Genomic DNA, 24,142 nt, shown 5'->3' with positions numbered 1-24,142 from the left:
CGGGCAAGGAAAGGTTGCGCAACATTCCGCTAGGTTTAAGCAATTCACAGCCATGTGGAAATCACGAATACGGCAAGACATGGTGAGCGTGGCGGCTATGCCACTTGCCAGACGTCAGGGGCGGGGCCATCTTAGACGTATGAGTAATATGGCAGATTTGACAGGACAGCTTCTTATTGCGATGCCCGGCATGGGCGATCCGCGGTTTGAGCATTCGGTCATTTACCTATGTGCGCATAGCGATGATGGTGCGATGGGTCTGATTGTGAATAAACCCAGTGCTGATCTGACGTTTGCAGGACTTCTTAAGCATTTGAACATTACCCCAAGCGCCGAGGTGCGTGACATTCGGGTGCATTTTGGTGGTCCTGTCGACCATGGGCGCGGATTTGTTCTTCACTCCGCAGATTACCAGCAAAACGATAGCACGCTGCAGATTGCCAAAGGCATCGGGATGACGGCCACCATTGATGTCCTTGAAGACATTGCGCTTGGCATTGGCCCCAAACAGACCTTGATGGCGATGGGGTATGCAGGATGGGGGGCGGGTCAGCTTGAACAAGAGATCGCGATGAATGGCTGGCTGACGGCACAAGCTGACCCAGATTTGGTATTCCGCACCGATGCGTCCAAAAAATGGGTGGATGCGATCAAAGGGCTTGGGATTGATCCGCTGATGTTGTCGGCAGATGCCGGGCGCGCTTAACGGGGTGCTGCGGCACGGCGCAACCGATCATTGATCGCGCGGCCCAAGCCAATTTCGGGGATCGGCGCAACCGCGATGGGCCGATCGAGAGCATCCAGTTGATGCAGGTGGCCGAAGAGATTGGCTGCGGCCTCTACCAAGTCTGCGCTCTCCGACAAATTCAAATTGCTTGTCATCGGACCAAAGCCCAAAAACACCTCATCTTTCTCGGGCGCCTGGGCGTTCAGCCTGACCGCACGTTGCGGTGCATAATGCGAGGCAAGCTGACCGGGCGCCTGCACCGCTGCGGGGGTCGTGTCGGACTTCAAAGGGCCGATTGCTTGTTCAATTCGGTCTTGCGACAGCCCCCCTTGACGCAGCAAGACGGGGGCGGGCTCAAAACCGATGATCGTACTTTCAAGGCCCACCACGCAGGCGCCGCCCTCAAGCACAGCATCGACCCTCCCCGATAGCCCATCCATCACGTGGGCTGATGTCGTTGGGCTGATGCGGCCAGACGGGTTGGCAGAGGGGGCAGCAATGGGGGTGCCCGCCGCCCGCAAAACCGCTTGTGCTTGGGCATGAGCGGGCACGCGAATGGCAAGCGTGGGAAGCCCCGCTGTGACAAGCGGCGAAAGGCTTTTGTCCGTTAAGGGAAGGACCAGCGTGAGGGGCCCGGGCCAAAAGTGCCGCGCCAGTTCCAACGCGGTTTCGTTGAAGGCAACAAGGGTCTGCGCGGCTTCCAAATCAGGCACATGCACAATAAGCGGATTGAATGTGGGCCGCCCTTTGGCTTCGAAAATGCGTGCAACGGCCGTATCATTTCGCGCGTCTGCCCCTAATCCATACACAGTTTCCGTGGCAAAACCGACAAGAGCCCCCTTGGCCAGTAATATGCCCGCGCTTTTGGGGTCGGTGATCAAGGTGGTTTGCATTTATGACGCCGCGTTTTGGTTGATCGGATAGGCACGCAAGATAGGTTTGTCGTCACAACGTGCTTTAGCGATGCCGCCTTTGTTTGCCAAGTGCGCCGCCCCTTTGAACAAGATTGAGGTTTCCCATGCCATACCGTGCCCCTGTTTCAGAATATCAGTTCATTTTCGATCAGGTTGTTGGCTTGGATCAGGTGCGTAAAACCCCCCTTTTTTCGGAAGCTGATGGCGCTTTGACAGAGGCTATCTTAACCGAGGCAGGCAAACTGTGTGAAGATATCCTGGCGCCCTTGCAGCGTGTTGGCGATATCCATCCTGCCAAATTGGAAAACGGTGTGGTGCGCACATCGCCGGGGTTCAAGGAAGCTTATGCGGCATTGGCCGAAGGCGGATGGATGGGCATCACTGCAAGCGCCAAAGCGGGGGGGATGGGTTTGCCGATCACTGTGGCAACGGCCGTCAATGAGATGATGGCAAGCGCCTGTCTTTCGCTACAGCTCAACCCGTTGATGACCCAAGGCCAAATTGAAGCGCTTGAGCATCATGCAAGCGACGAGATTAAAGCGCTTTATCTGCCCAAGCTGATATCTGGTGAGTGGTCGGGAACAATGAACCTGACAGAGCCGCAGGCGGGCAGCGATGTTGGCGCGTTGCGCAGCAAAGCAGAACCCAATGGCGACGGCACCTATGCGATTTCGGGGCAAAAGATTTACATCAGCTACGGCGACCATGACATGGCGGAAAACATCTGCCATCTGGTTCTGGCCCGTTTGCCTGATGGGGTTGAAGGCACAAAAGGCATTAGCCTCTTTATGGTTCCCAAGCATCTGCCTGATGACGCGGGCAATGCAGGTGTTGCCAATAGTCTGAAGGTTGTGAGCCTTGAACACAAAATGGGGCTGCATGGATCACCGACCGCCGTGATGCAATACGACGGCGCAACGGGTTGGCTAGTAGGCGAGCCGCACGCAGGAATGGCCGCGATGTTTACGATGATGAACAACGCCCGACTTGGCGTTGCCGTGCAGGGCACGGGTGTTGCCGAAGGCGCCTATCAACATGCGCTTGGTTACGCGATGGACCGCAAACAGGGGCGCGTTGGCGGCACGGGAACAATTGTTGAGCATGCAGATGTGCGTCGGATGCTGGCCAGTATGAAGGCGGATTTATTTGCGGCGCGTGCGATCTCGATGGCCTGTGCGGTTGCGATTGATATGGCGCATGCAACGGGCGAGCAGGATTGGGCCGCAAGGGCTGCGTTTTTGACCCCGATTGCCAAGGCCTTTGGCACGGATGTGGGCATAGAAGCGGCAAGCACGGGTGTCCAAATCCATGGTGGTATGGGCTTCATCGAGGAAACAGGTGCTGCGCAATACAGCCGCGATGTGCGTGTTGCCGCGATTTATGAAGGCACCAACGGTATCCAGGCAATGGATTTGGTGGCGCGTAAACTTATGGATGGCGGGGATGCCGCTTCGGCCCTGCTTTACGAAATTGAAGAATTGGCGGAACAAGCGCGGGAGGATCATGCTGATCTGGCCAACGCGGTTTGGTCAGCGGCTGAAACACTACGCGAAACAACTGAGTGGATGGTTGGGCAAAAAGACTACAATGACCGCTTTGCAGGGGCTGTTCCTTACTTGCGCGGCTTTGCCCGCGTTCTTGGTGCGCATTTCCATTTGAAAGCGGCAATTGCCGATCCGTCGCGACTGCACTTGGCAACATTCTACATCAAAAGGCTTTTGCCAGAACATACGGGGCTTTTGGCGCATGCACGCGAAGGCGCGGCTGATCTCTATGCCCTTTCCACCGAGGATTTGGTGGCGTAAGCCAACCCAATGGAACCGCTACGCTATCCTTTTCCCGATGCGCCCTGTGAAGGGGAGGCGATACCCATTGCCGATGGTGTCTTGTGGATGCGCTTGCCACTGCCGATGGCGCTGGATCATGTGAATGTCTACGCATTGGACGACGGCGATGCGTGGACCATCGTCGATACAGGGTTCGACACCAAACGCAGCCGTGCCATTTGGCGCATGCTGATGGATGGGCCATTGGCAGGAAAGCGCATTGGCCGCGTGATCGTAACACACCATCACCCTGATCATGTCGGGTTGGCGGGTTGGTTCCAGTCAGAACATGATGCCGCCTTGGTTTGTACCCGCACAACATGGCTGTTTTCACGCATGCTGACCTTGGATGCACATGACCGCCCCACGTCTGAAACCTTGTCCTACTGGCGGTCTGCGGGAATGGATCCAGCAATATTGGCCAAGCGCGCACAAGAACGGCCCTTCAATTTTGCGGATTGCGTCGCACCGATGCCGCTTGGGTATAAGCGGATCAAGGAAGGCGACCAGATCACAATCGGTGGACGCACATGGGACATCCGTATCGGGAACGGCCATTCACCTGAACATGCCACCTTCTGGAGCGCAGATGACAATTTGGTTTTGTCTGGCGATCAGATTATTCCATCGATCAGTTCGAACATCGGTGTCTACGCAACTGAGCCCGAGGCCGACCCTGTGGCTGAATGGCTTGAGGCGTGTGAGCGCTTGGCCGCATATGCACGTGATGACCATTTTGTTCTGGGCGGGCACAAGTTGCCCTTTACGGGGCTACCGACGCGCATGCGCCAGTTGATTGAAAACCACCACGGGGCGCTACGCCGTTTGCACAATCATTTGGATGCGCCCAAATCCGCAGGGCAGTGTTTTGCACCGTTGTTCAAACGCACAATCGGCGAAGGTGAATATGGCCTGGCGCTTGTCGAGGCAATGGCCCACTGCCTGCACCTGTGGCACGAAGGGCGGGCGACACGACATAAATCCGATGATGGTGCCTGGCTGTTCGAAGCCTGTTGAGCGCCGGTGCGATTGTTGCGTCGCGTGATGCCGAGCTGCGCCGTTTTGTAACTGGAAATGCGCACCTTTCTGCGGTATCGCCATGCAGGGAATAAAACTCGTAGCCAAGGGAAACGCGACATGGATAACCACGAACACGGCAAGATGGACACCAAAGAGCAAGAAAAAACATTTGCAGGCTTTGTGAAATTTACGACCTATTCGGTGATTATCATTTTGGTCGCGCTTGTTTTTCTGGCGATGGTAAACGGCTAAAACCGTGCTGCGCAGATTGGGTCTTTTGTGCCTTTTGTCCTTGGCTCTACTGGGGTGTGGGCAAGGCGATGCTGTCTGGGCACCTGATGAACTGGTGGCACAAAAAGCCTATGTTCATAATGGTCCATCTGCGCTAACCCTTTTTACAGTCATCAACAACCGCTCTGGCAGCGGGGCGCATACGGCCTTGATGGTGAACGGCTCGCAGCGCGTGTTGTTTGATCCTGCCGGCAGCTTTGCGCATGAAACCATTCCAGAGCGAAATGATGTGATATTTGGGGTCACGCCGACGATCAAACGGCTCTATGTGGGTGCGCATGCACGTATCACGTTTCATGTTGTAGAGCAGACGATTGACGTGTCGCCCGAGGTGGCCGAGGCAGCGCTGCGTCTTGTGATGGCGAACGGGGCTGTGCCAAAAGCCGCCTGCGCGCAATCCACATCCGCTATATTGCGTCAGTTGCCAGGTTTTGAAGGCATTCGCCCGACCCCTTTCCCCAAAAATCTGATGAACCAGTTTGCGGATCTGGAAGGTGTAAAAACCGAAAAATTCTTTGAAGATGACGACGGTGATAAAGGTGTGGCGCTGGCCAACTACCGCCCAGAGGCGCTAGCCCAATAACCACAGCAAACCGTATAGGGTAGCCGCACCACTGATAACGGCCCAAAGCACGTTTTTGGTGGTGACGCCCACACCCAAAGTGACCGCGGCAGCCGCCAAGCGTGCCGGGTCCAGCTCTCCGTTCGTGGCTGGCGGAAAGAAAACCAGCGGCGTGATCAGCGCAGGCATGACCGCAACAGCAGTGTAACGCAGATGCCGCAAAACCCATTCTGGCAACTCGCGCTCGCCCACCAAGGCCAGAAAAGAAAACCGGAAAAAGAAGGTCCCGATCCCCAAAAGGATGATGACAGGCCAGATTGGTGTTCCATCGGGGATCATGTGGATGTCCTTTTGCTCAAAAATACCTCTGCCTGCGCCCCGACAAGCATCGCAATGATCGCTGCAACGATGATGTTCAGACTAAAGGGCAATCCGATGAAAACCAGCGCCATGACCCCCGAGACAAAGGCGGCGATCACATGGGGAAGGGTGCGCAGCGCAGGCGCAACAAGAGCAAGGAAGGTGATCGGGATGGCAAAATCCAACGCGTATTCGGGTGGGATTGCGCTGCCGATCACCGCCCCCAAGAGCGTGGCAATATACCAAAACGGGCAAACGGGCGCCATCGCACCTATGAAATAAGATACCTTGGTGCTGATAGGCCAGCTTGGGTTTTCGTCGTATTTTGTCTGGCTTAATGCATATGTTTGGTCGACCATGAAATAGGCAATAACGGCGCGTTGCCAGATCGGTGCGCGGCCCAGATGGGGCGCAAGACTGGCCGAATACATCGCCATGCGCAGATTCACGGCCAGCGCGGTCAAGACAACAATGATGGTGGGCGCTTCTTCTATCATAAGTTGGACGGCCGTGAACTGCGCAGAGCCCGCGATCACCAGCACAGAAAAGCTCATGACCTCCAGCAGGCTAAGCCCTGCTTCCGAGCCGACAACGCCAAACAAAAGCCCAAAGGGGGCAACAACCAGCATGAATGGGAAGCCATCCCGAACACCTTGCCAAAAGGCTGATTTTGCAGTGGTGGACATCGCGTTGTCATCCTAGATTGATCGAGATGAGGAGTAGCCCCCAACAGATTGGAATGTAAATGCCCGCTGATTTCATAATTGCGCCTGATCTGGGGAATTCGCGTCTGACACGTGCCGTCGACGGGTTTGATCACACAGGGGCTAAGGTGCCATTGAATGTTGTGGAAGAACGCCCATTGACGATCTACCTGAATTCGCAAGAGATCGTTACGGCGATGACGATTGGCGATTATCCAGAGTATCTGGCCCTCGGATTTTTGCGAAATCAAGGGATGCTGCCCGATGATGTGGTGGTCACATCTGTTGATTTCGATGAAGAGGTCGAAACGGTTGTGGTGCGCACCAATCAAACGACAACTTACGAAAAAAAGCTAAAGAAAAAAACACGCACGAGTGGCTGTGCCGTTGGGACGGTTTTTGGCGACATGATGGAGGGGTTGGAAGGGGTCAATCTGCCTGCTGCAGATGTCAAAACCTCATGGCTTTATAGCTTGGCCCACAAAATAAATACCGTTCCAAGCCTGTATCTAGACGCAGGTGCCATTCACGGAACTGTTCTTTGCCACCAAGATCGTCCGCTCGTTTACATGGAAGATGTGGGCAGACATAACGCGGTCGATAAGGTTGCGGGATGGATGCTGTCAGAACATACCGCAGCCGCCGATAAGATACTTTATACCACGGGGCGGCTTACCTCGGAAATGGTGATAAAAACGGCGATGATGGGGATACCTGTTCTGGTGTCCCGATCGGGATTTACCGCGTGGGGTGTCGAGATCGCGCGGCAAGTTGGGCTAACCTTGATCGGCAGGATGCGGGGCCAGCGTTTTATCTGTCTAAGCGGTGAAGAACGGCTGATACGTGATGCTGATATTTCAGCGGTTCGGCAAGAACCAAAGGCGGCTGGCCGCAAGGGAGCCGCAAAATGAAGCAACCTTTTGGTGTGATATTGGCAGGTGGACAGGCTCGCCGTATGGGTGGCGGCGACAAAGGCGCGCTGATGCTTGGGGGACAAAGCCTGTTGCGCCATGTCATTGACCGACTTGATCCGCAGGTTGACGCGCTGGCCCTGAATGCCAACGGGGATGCCGCGCGATTTGAAGCCTATGGTTTGCCTGTTCTGCCAGACAGTATTGACGGGTTTGTCGGGCCATTGGCTGGCGTTCTTGCGGGCTTGGATTGGGCGGCCAGCCAAGGGGCCGAAACGATTGTCACGGCTGCGGCCGATACCCCGTTTTTTCCCTGCGATCTGGTGCCGCGCCTGATGGAGGCGGCGGAAGGGATGGAGTATCCTCTTGCGCTGGCCTCAACCGATGGGCGGCATCCTACCTTTGGGCTCTGGCCTGTTACGCTAAGAGAAGACCTGCGCGCGGCGCTGTCTGGCGGACTTCGTAAAATCGTTCAATGGACCGATCAGCATTGTGCGCAGACGGCCAGCTTTGCGGTCGCGGAATTTGATCCGTTCTTCAATATCAACACGCCAGAAGATCTGGCACATGCAGAAGGGCTTTTGTAGTGCGTATCTTTGGGGTCATCGGCTGGAAAAATGCGGGTAAGACGGGACTTATGGAACGTCTTGTCACCGAGATTGTCGGACGTGGTTTTAGCGTTTCGACCCTTAAACACGCCCACCATGAATTCGATGTGGACCAACCGGGGAAAGACAGTTTTCGTCACCGAACAGCAGGGGCCCAAGAGGTCTTGTTGTCCAGTGGCAAGCGGTGGGCTCTGATGCATGAGTTGCGCGGTTCGCCAGAACCTGACCTGGAGACGATGTTGGCAAAACTATCGCCAGTGGATCTGGTCTTGGTCGAAGGGTTCAAACGCGATGCGCACGCCAAGGTCTGTGCTTTTCGCCAAGAAACGGGGCAGCCCATGATCGAAGATGATACGGTCCAGGCCTATGCCGCCGATTGCGCACTTAACACCAGTAAACCTGTATTTGATCTGAACGATACGCAGGCCATTGCCGACTTCATTTTGGCCAAGGTTGGCTTGTGATGTTTGACCATATCGTCGTTGTGGATTGGTCGTCGCGCCCCAAACCATCGCCGCGGGCGCCGACCAAAGATGCGATCTTTGTGTCTCATCTAAAGAAAAACCATAAGGTCGACGTCCAATACCATCGCACCCGATCCGCGGCGATGGACGTGATCTATCGGGTTGCGTCCCGCGCGATTGCGCAAAATGAACGTGTGCTATGTGGTTTTGATTTCGGGTTTGGATACCCGCGGGGATTTGCCCGCGCGCTTACGGGGCAGGACAATGCGTTGGCGGTTTGGGATTGGCTCAATCAGCACATCGAGGATGGCGATGATAATTCCAACAACCGTTTTGAAGTCGCAGATTTGATCAATAAAACACTTGGGTTCGTCGGTCCGTTCTGGGGTTGCCCTGCCAGCCAGCAAACCCACCACTTGCGCCAAAAGGGAACAGAGCGCGACACACATCCTTTTGCAGAAAAGCGAACAGTCGAGGCGCTTTGTTCAGGGGCGCAACCCATGTGGAAGCTTTTTACGCCCGGTGCGGTGGGCGCGCAGTCTTTGGTCGGGCTGCCGCGGCTTGCCCAGATGCGGCGCCATTTTGGCGACGCGCTTGACGTGTGGCCGGTGCAAACAGGGTTCACCGTCCCGTCAGCGCCGATCGTTTTGGCCGAGGTTTTCCCAAGCCTTGATGACGCCAGTCTGCGCAATGGTGATACAGGCACGATCTTTGACATCAAAGACGCACGCCAAGTGCGTGCGACGGCCGAGGCGCTTGGTGCGATGCAGCTGGCGCAGGCGTTCACCGTAGAAGGCGGGGACGATGCTCAGCAAGAGGGGTGGATTCTTGGGGTGCGGCCCGCGTTGCAGGCACCGCGACTGTCCAATGATTGTTTTGCTCTGCCGCAAGGGGTGAACTGGACACCCGTGAGCGAGGCTCTGGCACATTTGCGTTCGAACATGGTCCCCATTGTCGAGACGCAAAGCCGATCGATCCAGAATGCAACCGGGTGTGTTTTGGCAAAAGACGTTCATGCCAAACGAAGCAACCCACAGTACCCCAACACTGCCGTTGACGGTTATGGGTTTGCTTTTGACAGTCTTGGGGCAGAAACCACCGTTCTTGATCTGGTCGAGGGACGCGCAGCTGCGGGCGGCGCGTTTGAAGGCGTAGTTCCGCACGGCAAGGCGATCAGAGTGCTGACTGGCGCTGTTCTGCCCGAAGGCGTTGATACCGTCGTGCTGGAAGAAGACTGTAATATCAGCGACACGCAAGTGGCGTTCAAATCGGCACTCAAGCGCGGCGCAAACTGCCGCAAGGCGGGTGAAGATATGATGGCTGACGACATCGTTGGTCACAAGGGCCGTCGATTGACTGCGGCTGATCTTGCACGGTTAACGGCAGCAGGAATAGGGGCTGTTGAAGTCTTTCGCCCCTTGAAAGTTGCTGTGATCTCAACGGGTGACGAACTGCTTGAAGCGGGAAGTGACGCGCACGGAACATTCGATGCAAACCGTCCAATGCTTCTTTCCATGCTGCGCACCTGGGGGTTTGACACGATAGACGTTGGCATCGTTCCCGACGAGGAACATGCGCTGCGCAACGCGTTGGACAGGGCGGCCCGAGCCGATGCAATTATCACGTCTGGTGGGGCCTCTGCGGGGGATGAAGACCACATGAGCCGCGTGCTGAACGAAACCGGCAGTATGGCCCTTTGGCGGATAGCGATGAAACCGGGGCGTCCTCTTGCGATGGGCATGTGGGCGCAGACGCCGGTGTTCGGCTTGCCAGGCAACCCCGTTGCTGCGTTTGTCTGTAGCCTGATTTTTGCGCGACCTGCTCTCATGCAGCTTGCTGGTGGGGCTTGGACCCCGCCGCAGGGGTTTTCTGTGCCGGCAGGTTTTGCAAAGAACAAAAAAGCAGGGCGGCGCGAATATCTGCGTGCCCGTATCAGAGAGGGCCGCGCAGAGGTATATCATAGCGAAGGATCAGGTCGCATCAGTGGATTGTCGTGGGCAGAAGGCCTGGTCGAGCTGCCAGACGATGCAGCCACGATCCAAAAAGGTGATTTGGTTACATACTACCCGTTTGGGAGTTTCGACCTTAACTGAACATGCCTGCAACACGCCCAAGCAGCATAAAGGCCAGAGCCGTGCGCGTGGTCGAAAGTTTTGCAAGCTCTGCGTCAGAGGCTTCAGGCTCAAACTCTAGCAACATGGTGTCGAATTTACGCAAAAAGTGATGGGCGGCATCGCGGAAAATGGGATCTTCGCGCATGCGCGCTGCGGTAAGGGCAAGGCACGACCGATCACGCACGCCCCCAAGGGCGGCCATCGCGGCCCCACGTTCGCCCTGCGCAAAGCGCCGCCAGATTTCAGGCTTGGCGCGGTCATGGCGTAGGTCGTCCATATAGATCCCTTCTTGGCTCAGAAGGGTGAGGACGTCTTGGGCCGCTGTGATCAAGACCTTTGCGCTTCGATCTTTGAGCGCGCGTCGCAGGGCTGCAAAACCTTCGGTGTCTTCCGCGGTCTCGGGAAAGTTTAACGCACGAATAAAGTCTTGGGCGTCCAAATTTGGTTCGAGATCTTCCATCGGCGTCCCAAGGGCCAGAGTCGGTTGATCTTCCGCTGCGCCCTTTGGTTTGATCGAACTGATGCTGACACGCGGTGGGGCGGCGCGGGTCGATGTGAAGGTAGCAAGCGCGGACGATGTCTCGCGGGCAGTTTCGACAATTTCGTCCAGCTTTTTTTCAACTTCGGGCCGTGCCGCTGGAACACCGGCCTGTTGTTGTTTGATGTAGGTATGGCGCATGCCATCAATGGCCGCCTGTAGGCGTTGGCTTTCCTCGCGCATCACCCGAATGGACCGCGCGGCGGTGGCCGCCACCCAAATCAGCGCAACAGGCAGAAAAACCGCCAATAAGATCATCACGAAACGTAGGCTGTCGAAGGCACCGCTGGAAGGCAGAACCATGAAAAAAACGGCAGCCATGACAAGCCAGAGTAGACTAAGTCCAGCCGCGATCACCTCGGTGGCCGAGACCGTCGGACGCGGTGGCGGGGACAAAAGATCGGGCTGATCGGGTTTGGTCATTTGCTAGGCGTATTTCACAGACAGGATTTCATACGAGCGGGTGCCGCCAGGCGAACGAACCTCAACGCTGTCGCCTTCTTCTTTGCCGATCAACGCACGTGCCAGAGGCGAAGCAATGTTTAACAAACCATTTTCAATGTCTGCTTCTGGCTCGCCCACAATCTGATAGGTTTTTTCTTCGTCCGTATCCTCATCAACCAGTTCAACCGTTGCGCCGAATTTGATGCTGCCCGACATTTTGGATGTGTCGATAATGTCTGCGCGGCTGACGATGGCTTCCAGTTCGGCAATGCGGCCTTCAATGAAGCTCTGTTTTTCGCGTGCAGAGTGATATTCGGCGTTTTCTTTCAGGTCGCCAAGTTCACGTGCCTCGGCGATTGCTGCGATAATTGCAGGCCTGTCGGTCGATTTAAGACCTTTAAGTTCTTCGTTCAGGCGATCCGCGCCTGCGCGTGTCAAAGGGATCTTTTCCATGGATTTCTTCTTTTGTTTTAACAAAACTGCAGCCTGCGACACAAAACGCAAAACAGGTGCGAAATGCAAGGGCATGCCGCCCCATTGGCGCAAGGAATTGCCGCTTCTGCTCAGGTTTTCTGATTTTGACGCCGTGTTTTAATTGACCCTGCCGATGGGCAAGGCAATATCGCAAAGAACACTATATGAAAAACAAACTGACATTTTCACGCGAGACTGGTCGCGATCAGATGCAAGGAGTCTAGAATGGCTGAGATTGAACGCGAAGCAATGGAATACGATGTTGTGATCGTTGGTGCGGGGCCAGCGGGGCTGTCTGCGGCCATCAAGCTCAAACAGTTGGACGCGGATATCAACGTCGTTGTGCTGGAAAAGGGCTCTGAAGTCGGTGCGCATATTCTGTCGGGCGCTGTTTTGGACCCTTGTGGTTTGGATGCGTTAATCCCCGATTGGAAAGATAAAGGCGCGCCCATCACCGTTCCCGTGAAACAGGACAATTTTTACATGCTTGGCGAGGCAGGCCAGATGCGCCTGCCCAATTTCGCAATGCCACCATTGATGAACAACCACGGCAATTACATCGTTTCCATGGGCAATGTGTGCCGCTGGATGGCCGAACAAGCCGAAGAATTGGGCGTCGAGATTTTTCCGGGTATGGCCTGTTCAGAACTGGTCTATGGCAACGGCGGCGAAGTGAAAGGCGTGGTCGCAGGTGAATTTGGCCTGAACCCGGATGGCACACCGTCTGATGCCTATGAGCCCGGGATGGAGCTGCATGGCAAGTATGTATTTTTGTCCGAAGGTGTGCGTGGATCGCTGTCCAAGGAAGTGATTGCCAAATATGCGCTCGACAAGAACGCGGGCCCGCAAAAATACGGTCTTGGCATGAAAGAAATCTGGGAGATTGACCCCGAAAAGCACCGTGAAGGCACTGTCACGCATACAATGGGTTGGCCATTGAACGGAAATGCAGGCGGCGGGTCGTTCATCTATCACCTTGATAACAATCAGGTATATGTCGGGTTCGTGGTCCATCTGAACTACGAAAACCCGCATCTTTTCCCTTATATGGAATTCCAGCGTTTCAAGCATCATCCGATGGTCGCTGACCTTTTGAAAGGCGGTAAGCGGGTGGCATATGGCGCGCGGGCGATCACAGAAGGTGGCTATCAAGCGATGCCAGAACTGGCCTTTCCAGGCGGTGCCTTGCTTGGCTGTTCGGCTGGTATGGTGAACGTGCCCCGCATCAAAGGTAATCATAACGCCATGTTGTCAGGCATCGCCGCGGCCGAAGCTGCGATTGAAGCGATCAAAACGGACCGCAGCGGTGATACGCTGGATGGATACGCCAAACGCGTTCATAACGGACCGATTGCAAAAGACCTCAAGAAGGTGCGTAATGTAAAACCGCTTTGGTCAAAGTACGGGTTGGCGGCATCTCTCACGCTTGGCGGGTTCGATATGTGGACAAACAATCTGTTTGGTCTGTCTGTTCTGGGCACGATGAAACACGGAAAGTCAGACGCGGACGCGACAGGCGAAGCGGCCAAGTATAAACCCATTGAGTATCCCAAGCCTGATGGTGTCTTGTCATTTGACCGTCTGACCAACGTCAGCTTTGCGATGACCAACCACGAGGAAAGCCAACCCGCGCACCTGAAGCTTAAGGACGCAAGCATCCCTGTGTCCATCAATCTGCCAAAATACGGCGGGCCATCCGCGCGGTATTGTCCTGCAGGGGTCTACGAGTTTGTTGAGGAAGAGGGCAAAGACACCCGTTTTGTGATCAACTTCCAGAACTGTGTTCACTGCAAAACCTGCGATATCAAAGATCCAAGCCAGAACATTAACTGGACAACGCCGCAGGGCGGTGATGGTCCCAACTACCCCAATATGTAGTTTGACAAAGATTTTATCTCCAAAGGGCGCCTGTCGGGCGCCCTTTCCTTGTGGGGCGCGCACTTCTGTTGCAAGCTATAGCCCTAAAGTGTTGGAGACCTCATGACCCGTCATCTATGCGCTATTGCGTTAAGTCTTTCGTTGCTCACGCCATTTGTTGCCGAGGCCCAGGGTGTTGCGGGTTCCTATTTGGCTGGCCGTCAGGCCCAATATGAAAATGATTTTGCAGCGATTGGTGAATACTACGCTGATGCCCTTCGGCGCGATTCTTCCAATCCGCGGATGGTCGAGGCGGCACTTATCGCGTTTGTGAACCAGGGCGATATGGCCCGAGCGATTACGCTGGCCAATCGGTTCAATTTGACAGGTGCGCAGAACCAGGTTTCCAACATCGTCTATACCGCCGAGCAAGCCGCATCCGGTAATTTTGCAAGACTTGCCGAGGATCTGACGGCAGGGCGTGAAATCGGGCCTTTGGTTGACGGGCTTCTGCTTGGGTGGGCTGCGTTGGGTGAAGGCGATGTCACAGGTGCGATGGAGCAATTCGACACCGTATCGCAGCAACAGGGCCTTGGTGGTTTTGCCAATTATCACAAGGCGCTTGCCACCGCCGTGGTCGGAGATTTTGAAGGGGCGTTGGCCCTGTTTGGTCCAGAGACGGCTGGCAGCCTCGCCAACACACGCCGAAGCGTCATGATGCGCGCCGAGATGCTCAGTCAGTTGGATCGAAACACCGACGCGATTGAATTGCTGGAAACGGCGTTTGATGGTGATCTGGACCCAGGTCTGCGCGATCTTCGCATGAAGCTTGCAGACGGACAGATGGTGCCGTTTACAGGGGTCACTTCCGCGCAGGACGGTTTGGCAGAAGTATTCTTTACCGTCGCTGCCGCGCTTCGCAACGAAACAAGCCCAGATTACACTTTGCTATACGCACGAACGGCAGACTATATCCGCAGCGATTTTGTCGATGCCGTGATCATGTCAGCACAACTGCTTGAAGAGCTTGAGAACTATCCGCTGGCCGTTGCCGCTTATGACCGCGTGCCACGTGATCACCTAAGCTTTCATGCCGCTGAGATTGGCCGCGCAGAGGCGCTTTATAGCGGTGGCAATCCGGATGCCGCGATCGAGGTGATGCAGCAGCTTATGGAAACGCATGGGGACATTGCGGTTGTCCACTCTACCCTTGGCGATATTTTCCGCCGTGAAGAACGCTATGATGATGCCTCCCAAGCCTATGATCGGGCGTTGGATTTGACGCCATCTGACGATCCTAACGCATGGTTTTTGCACTATGCGCGCGGCATCACCCACGAGCGCGAGGACCGTTGGTTCAAAGCAGAAGAAGATTTCCGCAAGGCGCTGGAATTGCGCCCGGGCCAACCGTCGGTTCTAAACTATCTGGGTTATTCACTTGTTGAAAAAGATATGAAGCTGGACGAAGCGCTTGAGATGATTGAGCAAGCCGCTGAAGCCCGCCCTGACAGTGGCTATATTCTCGATAGCCTTGGTTGGGTATTTTATCGCCTGGGTCGATACCAAGAAGCTGTAGAGCCTATGGAAAAGGCGGCAGCGCTGATGCCAGTTGATCCTATCGTCAACGATCATTTGGGTGATGTCCTGTGGGCCGTTGGTCGCCAGACAGAGGCACGTTTCCAATGGTCGCGCGCCTTGTCTTTTGATCCCGAAGAAGACGACGCCGAACGGATCAGACGCAAACTGGAGGTTGGCCTTGATATTGTGCTTGAAGAAGAAGGCGAGCCGCCCTTGCCCAAAGCCGATCAAGATGGCTGAGGTCTCTGCCAAAGCCATACCAGAAATGAAGACCCATCAATGAAGACCTTTACCAGCCTTGCGCCAGCCAAGGTTAATCTGACATTGCATATTACCGGGCAACGACCTGACGGGTATCATCTGCTGGATAGTCTGGTGGCCTTTGCGGATGTGGGGGATCAGGTCACCCTTCGGCAAGCAGATCAAATGGGTCTGAGGGTTAGCGGCCCAAGGGCACAAGGTGTCCCTAACGACCGCCGCAACCTGATGTGGCAAGCGGCGGAACGCGCTGGCGCGACGGTTGATATGGAGCTGGTAAAAACACTTCCTGCCGCCGCGGGCATCGGGGGCGGGTCTTCTGATGCGACGGCGGTGCTCCGCGGGCTCAGTGCAATGGGACATCCCCCCCTTGATGCGCGCGCACTTCTAGAACTCGGGGCTGATTTTCCCGTGTGCTTTGAGGCCCGCGCCAGCCGCATGTCGGGGATTGGCGAGGTGATCGCACCCGTCTCTTTGCCTCCGCTGCCTGTGTTGCTGGTGAACCCCTTGGTCGAAGTGCCAACCGGTGCGGTGTTCTCTGCGATAAAGCAAAAAACCAATGCTCCGATGCCAGTGACCATCCCGCGTTTTTCGGGACCAGTCGATTGCGCCGAATGGCTGGCAGGGCAACGCAATGACCTGGAGCTGGCCGCAATCACCATCGAACCTTTGATTGCTCGGGCCTTGTCTGACCTTGAGAGTACGCGGCAGTGTTGCCTTGCGCGTATGTCCGGATCAGGCGCGACCTGTTTCGCAATATACCCCGATATGAAGGCAGCGCATTTTGCGGCTTACGAATTGGGTGCGGCGCATACTGATTGGTGGATACAACCCGCAACGCTTACTTGACGCGGGCCACCACGTAATCAGCAAGATCAATCAACATCTGGCGCAAGTCGGACGCGGGCAAAAGCGCCAGTGCAGATTTCGCCTTGGCCGTCCACGCAAGCGCATCCTGGCGCGTGGCTTCCATCGTCGCATGGCGGGCCAGCAAAGACAGTGCATGCTCCAAATCACCGTCTTGCTGACGCCCCTTTTCGATTGTCCGCTCCCAAAACGCACGTTCATCGGCATTTGCTTTTGCAACGGCCTTAATCACAGGCAGGGTCAGTTTGCGTTCGCGAAAATCGTCACCGATGTTTTTGCCTGTATTGCTGGCGTCACCGCCGTAGTCCAACAGATCATCGACAATCTGAAAGGCGATACCAAGCGCATCACCATATTCATGTAATGCCCTGACCTGTTCTTCTGGTGCGCCGGCGATCACGCCGCCCACTTCGGTCGCCGCGGAAAAAAGAGCAGCCGTTTTGCCGCGCACCACTTTTAGGTAGATGTTTTCGTCTGTGGCCAAGTCCTGCGCTGCTGTCAGTTGAAGCACTTCGCCTTCCGCGATGGTGGCCGAAGCATTGGCAAGAATGTCCAAGACCCGCATGGACCCTGTTTCCACCATCAACTGAAAAGACCGGGCAAACAGATAGTCGCCCACCAGAATGCTGGATTTGTTGTCGAACAAAATGTTGGCCGTGGGCCGCCCGCGTCGTTGGCCGCTTTCATCGACCACATCGTCATGTAGCAATGTGGCTGTGTGAATAAACTCAACTGTTGCAGCCAGATGGACATGATACGGCCCGTCATAGCCACACATCTCAGCGGCGGCCAAAGTCAGCATCGGGCGCAAACGCTTGCCGCCGGCTTCAACCAGATGGGCGCTGACTTCGGGAATGCGCGGCGCATGTTCAGAGGCCATGCGCTCGCGGATCAGCGCGTTGACGGCGTCCATTTGCGTGGCCAGCGTTGCGGCCAATTGCTCGTGCGGTTTGGTTGCGGCGTGGTCCAGACCCATTGGGCAATTTCCTTTGCTCGACAATCGCGGCTTTGTGGCCTTAAGTCGGGGATATGAAAGAACTGTTGCGCAGTACGGACCCTACGGTCATCGCCTTTGCCAAAGCTCTGCTCTCGGGCGAGGGTATAGACTGCTTTGAAATGGACGTAAATATGAGCATCCTCGAAGGCAGTATCGGCATAATGCCGCGCCGCCTTCTGGTGCGCAAAAGTGATCATTTCCTGGCGGCTGCGGCCTTGCGCGACAACGGGCTGACTGTTTCGGAATAATGGATGTAACGCGCAACGATTTTCTTGGTGGACGGGTGCAAGCGTGGCAACCCGCCAAAGGCTACCGCGCGGGCATAGATGCCGTGTTGCTGGCCGCGTCCGTGCCTGCACAATCAGGTGATCGTTTGCTGGAACTGGGGTGCGGGGTAGGCGTGGCGTCGCTGTGCGTTCAGGCCCGTGTTCCCGGTGTGTCAGTGATTGGTCTGGAGCGCGAGGCAGACTACGCGAAATTGGCTGAACGCAATGGGCTGAATGTCGTTGTCGGCGACGTGGCGCAGATGCCAGATGATGTGCGGCAACGTGATTTCGACCATGTCATCTTTAACCCCCCTTATTTTGATCGCGCTCTTGGTGCGAAATCGGATGGTGCCCTGCGCGAAGCGGCGCGGGGCGAGGATACGCCACTTGCGTCCTGGATTGATGCCGCAACACGGCGACTGGCCCCCAAAGGCGTGCTTACGATGATCCAAGATGCGTCCCGTCTGGCTGATATGCTTAAGGCCATCGATGATCGTCTTGGGCAGGTAACGGTGCAGCCTATTGCCCCGCGTGTCGGGCGGGCAGCGCATTTGATCATTCTTCAGGCTGTTAAATCCAGTCGTGCGCCATTCAAATTGAACGCACCTTTGATTCTGCATGAAGGCGACAAACATCTAAGTGACGCGGATCACTACACGCCTGAGGTGTCTGATATGCTGCGGCATGGCGCCCCATTTGCGATCAATCGCTAAAATTTGCGCTATAAAATTCAGCGATGCTGCGCTGCTACAGGGAGACTGTTTGGCGGTGCAGCGTGACACGATGGGGTCGGATGTGCTCAGATAAAGCATTGCAACACATGACAGAGAGGTAACCGCATGGCTTTAGAGTCCCGTATTCAGGAACTGAGGAAAAAGCACAATAACCTGTCCGAAACAGTCGAACAGCTTCAACGAAGTCCCGCGGTTGACGATCTGCAAATTGCAGCCATGAAAAAAGAGAAGCTCAAACTGAAGGAAGAGATTGAGCGGCTCGTCTCGGCCTAGGTCTTAATCCGTATAATTGGTCGCGCGACTTGCCCGCGCGGCCAATACCGCGCCGCCAGTAATCAGTACTGCGGCTATGGCAAGGGTTAGAGTGGGTGCCGCAACCCCTGCCACAACCAACGCAAGTGTCGACAAAAGGGGTGCTGCATAAGATGCGGTGCCAAGAAGCTGGATATCACCCTTTTTGACGCCGATATCCCAGACAAAAAACGCCAACCCAACAGGGCCAAGGCCAAGCCCAATCGTCGCCAACCATGCGGTGGGTGCGATGGGCCAATGCGTGTCTTCTAAAACGCTATGGGCAAAGCCTGACAAGATGGCGGTTGTAAGGCAAAACACCACGACACTGGATGTGGGCACCGCGCCGAATACCCGTGAGCCCACGGAATAGCCTGACCATGTCAGCGCGCAGAGAAGGGCCAATCCGTAACCCGGCAAGGAAGAGGCACTAACCGTGCCAAGGTCCGATGCGATGATCAAAGCGGCTCCCGAAAAGCCAATGACCGCCCCGAAAATGTGGCCTTTGCGCAGGGTTTCATTCGGTAGCAAACCTGAAAACAAAACAATCAACAAAGGCCAGAGATAAGCAATCAGACCTGCCTGTGCGGGCGGTGCCATGCGCAGGGCGCTGAAATATAGAAAATGATAGCCAAAGAGCCCGAGGGTGCCAAAAGCATAGACCTTGAGTGGCACGCGGGTCAGCTCTGCCAAGCGGCCCTGCGCGGTGATCCAGATCAGGCCAAGTGTGCCGCCGATCGCAAAGCACATCGCGTTGAGTTGCAATGGCGGAATAGGGGCGGAGGCCGTGGTGAACAAAGCCAGCAAAGCCCAAAGCAGCACAGCGCCAAACCCAAGAAATGTTGCGGTTTCTTTTTTCATTTCAATGATTTGGCATCGATGAAGGTTCTGCCGTTTTCAAATGGTTTCGACGCTTCGATTTCGGACATGACCCAATCATGAAACGCTTTTACGTTGGGTCTTGCCTCGTGACCTTGGGGGCAGATGAACCTGAATTGGGCGTCCGTGACAAGCCCTACGTTGAAGGGCGCGACAAGGCGGCCTTGCTCAAGCGCGCGGGTGGCAAGGGACACACGGCCCAGAACGACACCCGCGCCTGCAATTGCTGCATCCAGTGCATGGTCGGCTTGACTAAACCGCACGCCATGCGAGGTGTCGAATGTGATGCCCGCAGCTTTGCACCATGCGGGCCAATCCGTGGGTGTTTTGAAAAAGCTGATACTGTCATCATGGATGAGGGTTGCGTCTTTCAACGCTTGAGGAGAATTGAACTGATCGGCCAGTTGGGGCGCCATCATCGGCGTCATCCATTCGCGGATCAGTGGGGCTGAAAAGACATCCTTGTCATGGCCAAGCCCGAACCGAATGGCCACATCCACTTCATCTCGATCAAAGTCAATCAGACGCAGGCTTGCGGAAAAACGCAGATCAATGTCGGGATGGGCTTGTGCAAAGTCAAACAATCTTGGGGCCAGCCATTTTGAGGTGAAAGCAGGGCCCGCCGTGATGGTGAGTGTAGAATTGTCGTTTAAACGCTGTGTGTTACGCCATGACGCAGCGATTGCAGAAAACCCATCGGTCACACCCGGGGCCAGGGCGCGGCCTGCTTCGGTAAGCTCTACCGCGCGATTGAGGCGGTGAAAAACAGGTGTGCCAAGGTCGGTTTCCAGCGCCTTGATTTGATAAGAAAGGGCTGCCGGCGTCACGTTGAGTTCGGCAGCTGCGGCGGCAAAAGACATGTGTCGCGCCGCGGCCTCAAAGGCACGTAAGGCGGTAAGAGGGGGAAGGCGATCAGGCATTTCAGTTTAATATAGCTTAACTGAAGCTATGTGAAGTCTCGTTTGTGGAACCTGCATTTCATGGTCATATTCACATCAAGCTTAAGGCAACAGTTTAAAGGAATTGACCCATGATTGAGACCAACACAGACACCCGCACCCGAGACGCCAACCGCCGTGCCCACGAAGAGCGTGGCAAAGCCTTGGGCGAGCTTTGGAACTGGTTGCGCGGGCGCATCTGAAGATCCCCCGAGAGGCGCTGGCTGCGGAGGTCTTGGGCATCTGTTGCGACAGGTGTCAGCACATCCGAACCAGCCAAGGAAAAGGGCCGCCCCGTGCAATCGGAGCGGCCCTTTTTGTCGTACATTTCGTGTATGGCCTAGCGTCTGCTCACGGTATGGCAATGCGTCAGACGTTTTGCCATGAGGCGCGGCGCGTTAAGCGAGGTATTGACCGCCATTTGCCGAGATTGTGGAGCCTGTGATGAAGCCCGCATCATCGGACACAAGGAAGGCAACGGCGCGTGCCATTTCTTCTGGTTCGCCCAAGCGACCCACTGGAATCTGGGGCAAGATCACTTCGTTCATGACCTTTTCGGGAATCGTGCTCATCATCTCGGTGTTGATGTAGCCGGGGGCCACGATGTTCACCGTGATGCCAGCGCGCGCGCCTTCTTGGGCCAGTGATTTTGTGAAGCCGATGTCGCCTGCTTTGGTCGCGGCATAGTTGGCTTGCGCGAACTGCCCCTTCTGACCGTTGATCGATGAAATCGTCACGATGCGTCCGAATTTGCGATCACGCATGCCGCCCCAGACATTGTGGGTCATGTTGAACACACCATTCAGGTTGGTGTCGATACATTCATGCCACTGTTGCGGGGTCATTTTGTGGAAAGGCGCATCGCGGGTGATGCCTGCGTTGTTGACCAGAATTTCCACGGGGCCCAGATCAGCTTCGATTTGTGCGACACCTGCTTTGCATGCGTCGTAGTCGGCCACGTTCCATTTGTATGTTTTGATGCCCGTTTCGGCAGTGAAGGCCGCTGCCTTTTCATCGTTGCCCGCGTATGTTGCGGCAACGGTGTAGCCATCGGCCTTAAGTTTTTGTGCGATCGCTGCGCCGATACCGCGCGAGCCACCTGTGACGAGTGCTACTTTACCCATGATATTCCTCCTCTAGGTATTAAAAAAGGCGGGCGCTTGGCCCGCCTGATGTGATCAATCGCGTTCGACGCAAAGGGCAACGCCCATACCGCCGCCGATACAAAGCGTTGCGAGGCCTTTTTTGGCGTCGCGGCGTTGCATTTCGAACAGCAGAGTGTTCAGAACGCGGCACCCAGAGGCACCGATGGGGTGACCAATCGCAATCGCGCCGCCGTTGACGTTTACGATTGCAGGGTCCCATCCCATGTCTTTGTTAACGGCGCAGGCCTGGGCCGCGAATGCTTCGTTGGCTTCGACCAGATCCAGATCGCTGACGGACCACCCTGCTTTGTCGAGTGCTTTGCGCGAAGCGTAGATAGGACCAACGCCCATGATCGACGGATCAAGACCGGCTGTTGCATAAGATGCAATGCGTGCCAATGGTTTGATGCCGCGCTTTTCTGCGTTTTCAGCCGACATAAGCAAGGTCGCAGCGGCGCCATCGTTCAGGCCAGATGCGTTTGCCGCGGTGACGGAGCCATCTTTGGTGAACGCGGGGCGCATTTTTGCCATCGCTTCGATGTTGGCCCCGTGGCGGATGTATTCGTCGCTGTCTACGATGATGTCGCCCTTGCGGGTCTTTACGGTGAAGGGCACGATTTCATCGGCGAATTTGCCAGCTTTTTGAGCGGCTTCAGCTTTGTTTTGCGAAGCAACGGCGAAGTTATCTTGGTCTTCGCGGCTGATTTGCCATTGCTCGGCCACGTTTTCGGCGGTTTGGCCCATGTGGTAGCCGTTGAACGCGTCCCAAAGGCCATCGCGGATCATGGTATCGATGTATTTCATGTCGCCCATTTTGTGACCTGCGCGCAGGTTTGCGGCATGGGGGCTCAGCGTCATATTTTCCTGACCGCCTGCGCAGACGATGTCGGCATCGCCAAGCATGATGTGTTGTGCGCCCAATGCCACGGCGCGAAGGCCAGAGCCGCACACTTGGTTAAGGCTCCATGCGGCCCCTTCTTGGGGAAGGCCTGCGTTGATATGCGCCTGGCGTGCGGGGTTTTGGCCCTGCGCCGCTGTGAGAACCTGACCCAGAATGGTTTCGGACACTTCCGCCTTGTCGACACCTGCGCGCGCGACGACTTCGGCGAGCACTGTGGCACCCAGATCATGGGCGGGGGTGTTTGCAAAGCTGCCTCCGAAGCTACCAACGGCAGTTCGGGCGGCAGAGGCGATGACAACATTCGTCATGGGGTCTGTCCTTTTTTCTTTCTCAATCTGGTCGAGATCATGAAAGGGCACAGGATGCACCCAAACCACTCAACCAGCTTGGGTCGGACAGCTACGAGAATTTGGCGATTCCTTCAAAGGGACAGAGTGTCACTGGCCTTTGTTTACAAGCGTATAGGTATTTCTTTCCGCCAGATATGCTGCGACGCAGCATGCGCGACCAAGCGCCTTAGGCTGTTCTTCGCGATCTGGCGCGTTTGCGATCTGTCTGGCGCCACGGGGGTGAAATGGTTGGTGCGCCGTAGAAATACCCCTGCAGACAATCGATTGGTGTGGCGCGCAGGTAAGCGTCATCTTCGACCGTTTCGATACTTTCGGCGATTGTGAGCATGTCAAATTGTTCGGCGATGGACATCAGGGCCGCCAGCAAGACCTGATTGTCGGGGTCGCGTGCAACACCGCGAATGAATGTCCCGTCGATCTTGATGATATCGAACATGAAATCACGCAGATAGCGAAACGAGGTATAGCCAGCCCCGAAGTCATCCATCGCAAAGGCGATTCCGTGGTTTTGCATCTGTGCCATGAAGCTGATGACCACTTCGGGCAACAGCATTGCAGAGCTTTCGGTGATTTCGAGGATCAGCCGTTCGCCAACAGTGGGATCTGCACGCAACCCGGTTTCAAGCGTGCGCATCCAGGGTTGATAGCCGACAGAGCGGGCGGACATATTGATGGACAGCCGTAAATCGGGTTGCACGGTCAGCGATTGCAAACCCAATTCCAAAGCCACGCAATCAATCATCCGCCCAATCTCAAGATCCTCAACCACGGGCATGAAATCTTTGGCCGGGATGATGCGCCCGGTTGCGTCCAGCACACGGATCAGGCCTTCGTACATCACTGCTTTGTTCGGCGTGTTTCTGGCCACGATTGGCTGAAAGGCCAGCATCGTTTCTTTATGGCGCAAGGCGGCTTCGACCATGTCCAAGGTGTGTTTATCACGCGACTGGACGGCGCAATCCAACGGATTGGTGCGGACGTGCTGCGAGCCGAACATGGCTTTGGAATTTGGGTGCAGTCCCATTTGAAGTTCCCTTTCCAAGTTGGCTTGTGTTTGGCGCAATCGACTGAACGAAAGGTAAAGGCTGTCATTTTCCTAAATTTCGAGGATTGATTGTCTTGAA

At 55.7% G+C, this 24,142-nt stretch carries 26 protein-coding genes; 15 read left to right on the top strand and 11 right to left on the bottom strand.

Going from position 1 to position 24,142, the window contains the following annotated elements:
• Positions 1–139: 139 nt before the first annotated feature.
• Entirely contained in the window at positions 140–706 is a 567-nt protein-coding gene (locus tag L1065_RS06430; RefSeq protein ID WP_237094650.1) for a YqgE/AlgH family protein, read from the top strand.
• Here L1065_RS06430 and L1065_RS06425 read toward each other — a convergent pair.
• The gene (locus L1065_RS06425; RefSeq protein ID WP_237094649.1) at positions 703–1,620 is read right to left on the bottom strand and encodes an L-threonylcarbamoyladenylate synthase; all 918 of its coding nucleotides are present in this window, start codon (positions 1,618–1,620) and stop codon (positions 703–705) included. The two genes, L1065_RS06430 and L1065_RS06425, sit on opposite strands and share 4 nt — an antisense overlap.
• 125 nt (positions 1,621–1,745) lie before the next feature.
• Here L1065_RS06425 and L1065_RS06420 point away from each other — a divergent pair, with 125 nt between their 5' ends.
• From L1065_RS06420 to L1065_RS06405, 4 genes are all read left to right on the top strand, one after another.
• On the top strand, positions 1,746–3,446 hold the full coding sequence (locus tag L1065_RS06420) for an acyl-CoA dehydrogenase (RefSeq protein ID WP_237094648.1): 1,701 nt from the start codon (positions 1,746–1,748) through the stop codon (positions 3,444–3,446).
• A gap of 9 nt (positions 3,447–3,455) precedes the next feature.
• On the top strand, positions 3,456–4,484 hold the full coding sequence (locus L1065_RS06415) for an MBL fold metallo-hydrolase (protein ID WP_237094647.1): 1,029 nt from the start codon (positions 3,456–3,458) through the stop codon (positions 4,482–4,484).
• A gap of 120 nt (positions 4,485–4,604) precedes the next feature.
• Positions 4,605–4,739 (top strand): aa3-type cytochrome c oxidase subunit IV, encoded by a 135-nt coding sequence (locus L1065_RS06410; RefSeq protein WP_237094646.1) that lies wholly within the window; start codon positions 4,605–4,607, stop codon positions 4,737–4,739.
• A gap of 4 nt (positions 4,740–4,743) precedes the next feature.
• On the top strand, positions 4,744–5,361 hold the full coding sequence (locus L1065_RS06405) for a hypothetical protein (protein WP_237094645.1): 618 nt from the start codon (positions 4,744–4,746) through the stop codon (positions 5,359–5,361).
• On the opposite strand, the gene L1065_RS06400 is transcribed toward L1065_RS06405, so the two are convergent.
• Complete coding sequence (locus tag L1065_RS06400) at positions 5,350–5,679, bottom strand: AzlD domain-containing protein (RefSeq protein WP_237094644.1); 330 nt, start codon at positions 5,677–5,679, stop codon at positions 5,350–5,352. The genes L1065_RS06405 and L1065_RS06400 overlap by 12 nt on opposite strands.
• Positions 5,676–6,386 carry an AzlC family ABC transporter permease gene (locus L1065_RS06395; RefSeq protein ID WP_237094643.1) on the bottom strand — a complete coding sequence of 237 codons (711 nt, stop codon included), beginning with the start codon at positions 6,384–6,386 and terminating at the stop codon, positions 5,676–5,678. Before L1065_RS06395 ends, L1065_RS06400 begins: the two co-directional genes overlap by 4 nt.
• Positions 6,387–6,445: 59 nt before the next feature.
• On the opposite strand from L1065_RS06395, the gene L1065_RS06390 reads away from it, so the two are divergent.
• The 4 genes from L1065_RS06390 to glp are packed head-to-tail and all read left to right on the top strand — an operon-like array spanning position 6,446 to position 10,480.
• Positions 6,446–7,315: a formate dehydrogenase accessory sulfurtransferase FdhD gene (locus tag L1065_RS06390; RefSeq protein WP_237094642.1), complete on the top strand. Its 870-nt coding sequence runs from the start codon at positions 6,446–6,448 to the stop codon at positions 7,313–7,315.
• Positions 7,312–7,902: a molybdenum cofactor guanylyltransferase MobA gene (gene mobA / locus L1065_RS06385; RefSeq protein ID WP_237094641.1), complete on the top strand. Its 591-nt coding sequence runs from the start codon at positions 7,312–7,314 to the stop codon at positions 7,900–7,902. Before L1065_RS06390 ends, mobA begins: the two co-directional genes overlap by 4 nt.
• Positions 7,902–8,387: a molybdopterin-guanine dinucleotide biosynthesis protein B gene (gene mobB, locus L1065_RS06380; protein ID WP_237094640.1), complete on the top strand. Its 486-nt coding sequence runs from the start codon at positions 7,902–7,904 to the stop codon at positions 8,385–8,387. Before mobA ends, mobB begins: the two co-directional genes overlap by 1 nt.
• Positions 8,387–10,480 carry a gephyrin-like molybdotransferase Glp gene (gene glp / locus L1065_RS06375; protein WP_237094639.1) on the top strand — a complete coding sequence of 698 codons (2,094 nt, stop codon included), beginning with the start codon at positions 8,387–8,389 and terminating at the stop codon, positions 10,478–10,480. Before mobB ends, glp begins: the two co-directional genes overlap by 1 nt.
• Here glp and L1065_RS06370 read toward each other — a convergent pair.
• On the bottom strand, positions 10,473–11,462 hold the full coding sequence (locus L1065_RS06370; protein ID WP_237094638.1) for a hypothetical protein: 990 nt from the start codon (positions 11,460–11,462) through the stop codon (positions 10,473–10,475). The two genes, glp and L1065_RS06370, sit on opposite strands and share 8 nt — an antisense overlap.
• 3 nt (positions 11,463–11,465) lie before the next feature.
• On the bottom strand, positions 11,466–11,936 hold the full coding sequence (greA, locus tag L1065_RS06365; RefSeq protein WP_237094637.1) for a transcription elongation factor GreA: 471 nt from the start codon (positions 11,934–11,936) through the stop codon (positions 11,466–11,468).
• Positions 11,937–12,182: 246 nt separating this feature from the next.
• Here greA and L1065_RS06360 point away from each other — a divergent pair, with 246 nt between their 5' ends.
• From L1065_RS06360 to L1065_RS06350, 3 genes are all read left to right on the top strand, one after another.
• Positions 12,183–13,835 (top strand): electron transfer flavoprotein-ubiquinone oxidoreductase, encoded by a 1,653-nt coding sequence (locus L1065_RS06360; RefSeq protein WP_237094636.1) that lies wholly within the window; start codon positions 12,183–12,185, stop codon positions 13,833–13,835.
• Positions 13,836–13,937: 102 nt separating this feature from the next.
• A complete protein-coding gene (locus L1065_RS06355; protein ID WP_237094635.1) occupies positions 13,938–15,632 on the top strand; it encodes a tetratricopeptide repeat protein in 1,695 nt (564 codons plus the stop codon).
• 39 nt (positions 15,633–15,671) lie between these two features.
• Positions 15,672–16,499 carry a 4-(cytidine 5'-diphospho)-2-C-methyl-D-erythritol kinase gene (locus tag L1065_RS06350; RefSeq protein WP_237094634.1) on the top strand — a complete coding sequence of 276 codons (828 nt, stop codon included), beginning with the start codon at positions 15,672–15,674 and terminating at the stop codon, positions 16,497–16,499.
• On the opposite strand, the gene L1065_RS06345 is transcribed toward L1065_RS06350, so the two are convergent.
• Positions 16,492–17,493 carry a polyprenyl synthetase family protein gene (locus tag L1065_RS06345; RefSeq protein ID WP_237094633.1) on the bottom strand — a complete coding sequence of 334 codons (1,002 nt, stop codon included), beginning with the start codon at positions 17,491–17,493 and terminating at the stop codon, positions 16,492–16,494. The genes L1065_RS06350 and L1065_RS06345 overlap by 8 nt on opposite strands.
• A 53-nt stretch (positions 17,494–17,546) precedes the next feature.
• Here L1065_RS06345 and L1065_RS06340 point away from each other — a divergent pair, with 53 nt between their 5' ends.
• From L1065_RS06340 to L1065_RS06330, 3 genes are all read left to right on the top strand, one after another.
• On the top strand, positions 17,547–17,762 hold the full coding sequence (locus L1065_RS06340) for a DUF2007 domain-containing protein (protein WP_237094632.1): 216 nt from the start codon (positions 17,547–17,549) through the stop codon (positions 17,760–17,762).
• Positions 17,762–18,493, top strand: a complete 732-nt coding sequence (locus L1065_RS06335; protein WP_237094631.1) for a tRNA1(Val) (adenine(37)-N6)-methyltransferase — start codon at positions 17,762–17,764, stop codon at positions 18,491–18,493. Before L1065_RS06340 ends, L1065_RS06335 begins: the two co-directional genes overlap by 1 nt.
• Before the next feature lie 126 nt (positions 18,494–18,619).
• Positions 18,620–18,787, top strand: a complete 168-nt coding sequence (locus tag L1065_RS06330; RefSeq protein WP_237094630.1) for a YdcH family protein — start codon at positions 18,620–18,622, stop codon at positions 18,785–18,787.
• 3 nt (positions 18,788–18,790) lie between these two features.
• On the opposite strand, the gene L1065_RS06325 is transcribed toward L1065_RS06330, so the two are convergent.
• From L1065_RS06325 to L1065_RS06305, 5 genes are all read right to left on the bottom strand, one after another.
• Positions 18,791–19,666: a DMT family transporter gene (locus tag L1065_RS06325; protein WP_237094629.1), complete on the bottom strand. Its 876-nt coding sequence runs from the start codon at positions 19,664–19,666 to the stop codon at positions 18,791–18,793.
• Positions 19,663–20,604 (bottom strand): transcriptional regulator GcvA, encoded by a 942-nt coding sequence (locus tag L1065_RS06320; RefSeq protein ID WP_237094628.1) that lies wholly within the window; start codon positions 20,602–20,604, stop codon positions 19,663–19,665. Before L1065_RS06320 ends, L1065_RS06325 begins: the two co-directional genes overlap by 4 nt.
• A gap of 416 nt (positions 20,605–21,020) precedes the next feature.
• Entirely contained in the window at positions 21,021–21,746 is a 726-nt protein-coding gene (gene phbB, locus L1065_RS06315) for an acetoacetyl-CoA reductase (protein WP_237094627.1), read from the bottom strand.
• Positions 21,747–21,800: 54 nt separating this feature from the next.
• Positions 21,801–22,976, bottom strand: coding sequence for an acetyl-CoA C-acetyltransferase (locus L1065_RS06310; RefSeq protein WP_237094626.1), 1,176 nt, complete (start codon positions 22,974–22,976; stop codon positions 21,801–21,803).
• A gap of 208 nt (positions 22,977–23,184) precedes the next feature.
• The gene (locus tag L1065_RS06305) at positions 23,185–24,042 is read right to left on the bottom strand and encodes an EAL domain-containing protein (RefSeq protein ID WP_237094625.1); all 858 of its coding nucleotides are present in this window, start codon (positions 24,040–24,042) and stop codon (positions 23,185–23,187) included.
• Between the last annotated feature and the right edge of the window lie 100 nt (positions 24,043–24,142).

The sequence above is a fragment of the Nereida sp. MMG025 genome, assembly GCF_021654165.1.
Lineage (GTDB): Bacteria > Pseudomonadota > Alphaproteobacteria > Rhodobacterales > Rhodobacteraceae > Nereida.
Note: the sequence above shows the minus strand (reverse complement) of the source record. Positions and strands in the feature narration are given on the sequence as shown.

What these genes read in the sequence shown, in the direction of transcription:
- L1065_RS06430 (WP_237094650.1), top strand. Translation starts at nt 140, where the DNA reads ATGAGTAATATGGCAGATTTGACAGGACAGCTTCTTATTGCGATGCCC.
- L1065_RS06425 (WP_237094649.1), bottom strand. Translation starts at nt 1,620, where the DNA reads ATGCAAACCACCTTGATCACCGACCCCAAAAGCGCGGGCATATTACTG.
- L1065_RS06420 (WP_237094648.1), top strand. Translation starts at nt 1,746, where the DNA reads ATGCCATACCGTGCCCCTGTTTCAGAATATCAGTTCATTTTCGATCAG.
- L1065_RS06415 (WP_237094647.1), top strand. Translation starts at nt 3,456, where the DNA reads ATGGAACCGCTACGCTATCCTTTTCCCGATGCGCCCTGTGAAGGGGAG.
- L1065_RS06410 (WP_237094646.1), top strand. Translation starts at nt 4,605, where the DNA reads ATGGATAACCACGAACACGGCAAGATGGACACCAAAGAGCAAGAAAAA.
- L1065_RS06400 (WP_237094644.1), bottom strand. Translation starts at nt 5,679, where the DNA reads ATGATCCCCGATGGAACACCAATCTGGCCTGTCATCATCCTTTTGGGG.
- L1065_RS06395 (WP_237094643.1), bottom strand. Translation starts at nt 6,386, where the DNA reads ATGTCCACCACTGCAAAATCAGCCTTTTGGCAAGGTGTTCGGGATGGC.
- L1065_RS06390 (WP_237094642.1), top strand. Translation starts at nt 6,446, where the DNA reads ATGCCCGCTGATTTCATAATTGCGCCTGATCTGGGGAATTCGCGTCTG.
- mobA (WP_237094641.1), top strand. Translation starts at nt 7,312, where the DNA reads ATGAAGCAACCTTTTGGTGTGATATTGGCAGGTGGACAGGCTCGCCGT.
- glp (WP_237094639.1), top strand. Translation starts at nt 8,387, where the DNA reads ATGTTTGACCATATCGTCGTTGTGGATTGGTCGTCGCGCCCCAAACCA.
- L1065_RS06370 (WP_237094638.1), bottom strand. Translation starts at nt 11,462, where the DNA reads ATGACCAAACCCGATCAGCCCGATCTTTTGTCCCCGCCACCGCGTCCG.
- greA (WP_237094637.1), bottom strand. Translation starts at nt 11,936, where the DNA reads ATGGAAAAGATCCCTTTGACACGCGCAGGCGCGGATCGCCTGAACGAA.
- L1065_RS06360 (WP_237094636.1), top strand. Translation starts at nt 12,183, where the DNA reads ATGGCTGAGATTGAACGCGAAGCAATGGAATACGATGTTGTGATCGTT.
- L1065_RS06355 (WP_237094635.1), top strand. Translation starts at nt 13,938, where the DNA reads ATGACCCGTCATCTATGCGCTATTGCGTTAAGTCTTTCGTTGCTCACG.
- L1065_RS06350 (WP_237094634.1), top strand. Translation starts at nt 15,672, where the DNA reads ATGAAGACCTTTACCAGCCTTGCGCCAGCCAAGGTTAATCTGACATTG.
- L1065_RS06345 (WP_237094633.1), bottom strand. Translation starts at nt 17,493, where the DNA reads ATGGGTCTGGACCACGCCGCAACCAAACCGCACGAGCAATTGGCCGCA.
- L1065_RS06340 (WP_237094632.1), top strand. Translation starts at nt 17,547, where the DNA reads ATGAAAGAACTGTTGCGCAGTACGGACCCTACGGTCATCGCCTTTGCC.
- L1065_RS06335 (WP_237094631.1), top strand. Translation starts at nt 17,762, where the DNA reads ATGGATGTAACGCGCAACGATTTTCTTGGTGGACGGGTGCAAGCGTGG.
- L1065_RS06330 (WP_237094630.1), top strand. Translation starts at nt 18,620, where the DNA reads ATGGCTTTAGAGTCCCGTATTCAGGAACTGAGGAAAAAGCACAATAAC.
- L1065_RS06325 (WP_237094629.1), bottom strand. Translation starts at nt 19,666, where the DNA reads ATGAAAAAAGAAACCGCAACATTTCTTGGGTTTGGCGCTGTGCTGCTT.
- L1065_RS06320 (WP_237094628.1), bottom strand. Translation starts at nt 20,604, where the DNA reads ATGCCTGATCGCCTTCCCCCTCTTACCGCCTTACGTGCCTTTGAGGCC.
- phbB (WP_237094627.1), bottom strand. Translation starts at nt 21,746, where the DNA reads ATGGGTAAAGTAGCACTCGTCACAGGTGGCTCGCGCGGTATCGGCGCA.
- L1065_RS06310 (WP_237094626.1), bottom strand. Translation starts at nt 22,976, where the DNA reads ATGACGAATGTTGTCATCGCCTCTGCCGCCCGAACTGCCGTTGGTAGC.
- L1065_RS06305 (WP_237094625.1), bottom strand. Translation starts at nt 24,042, where the DNA reads ATGGGACTGCACCCAAATTCCAAAGCCATGTTCGGCTCGCAGCACGTC.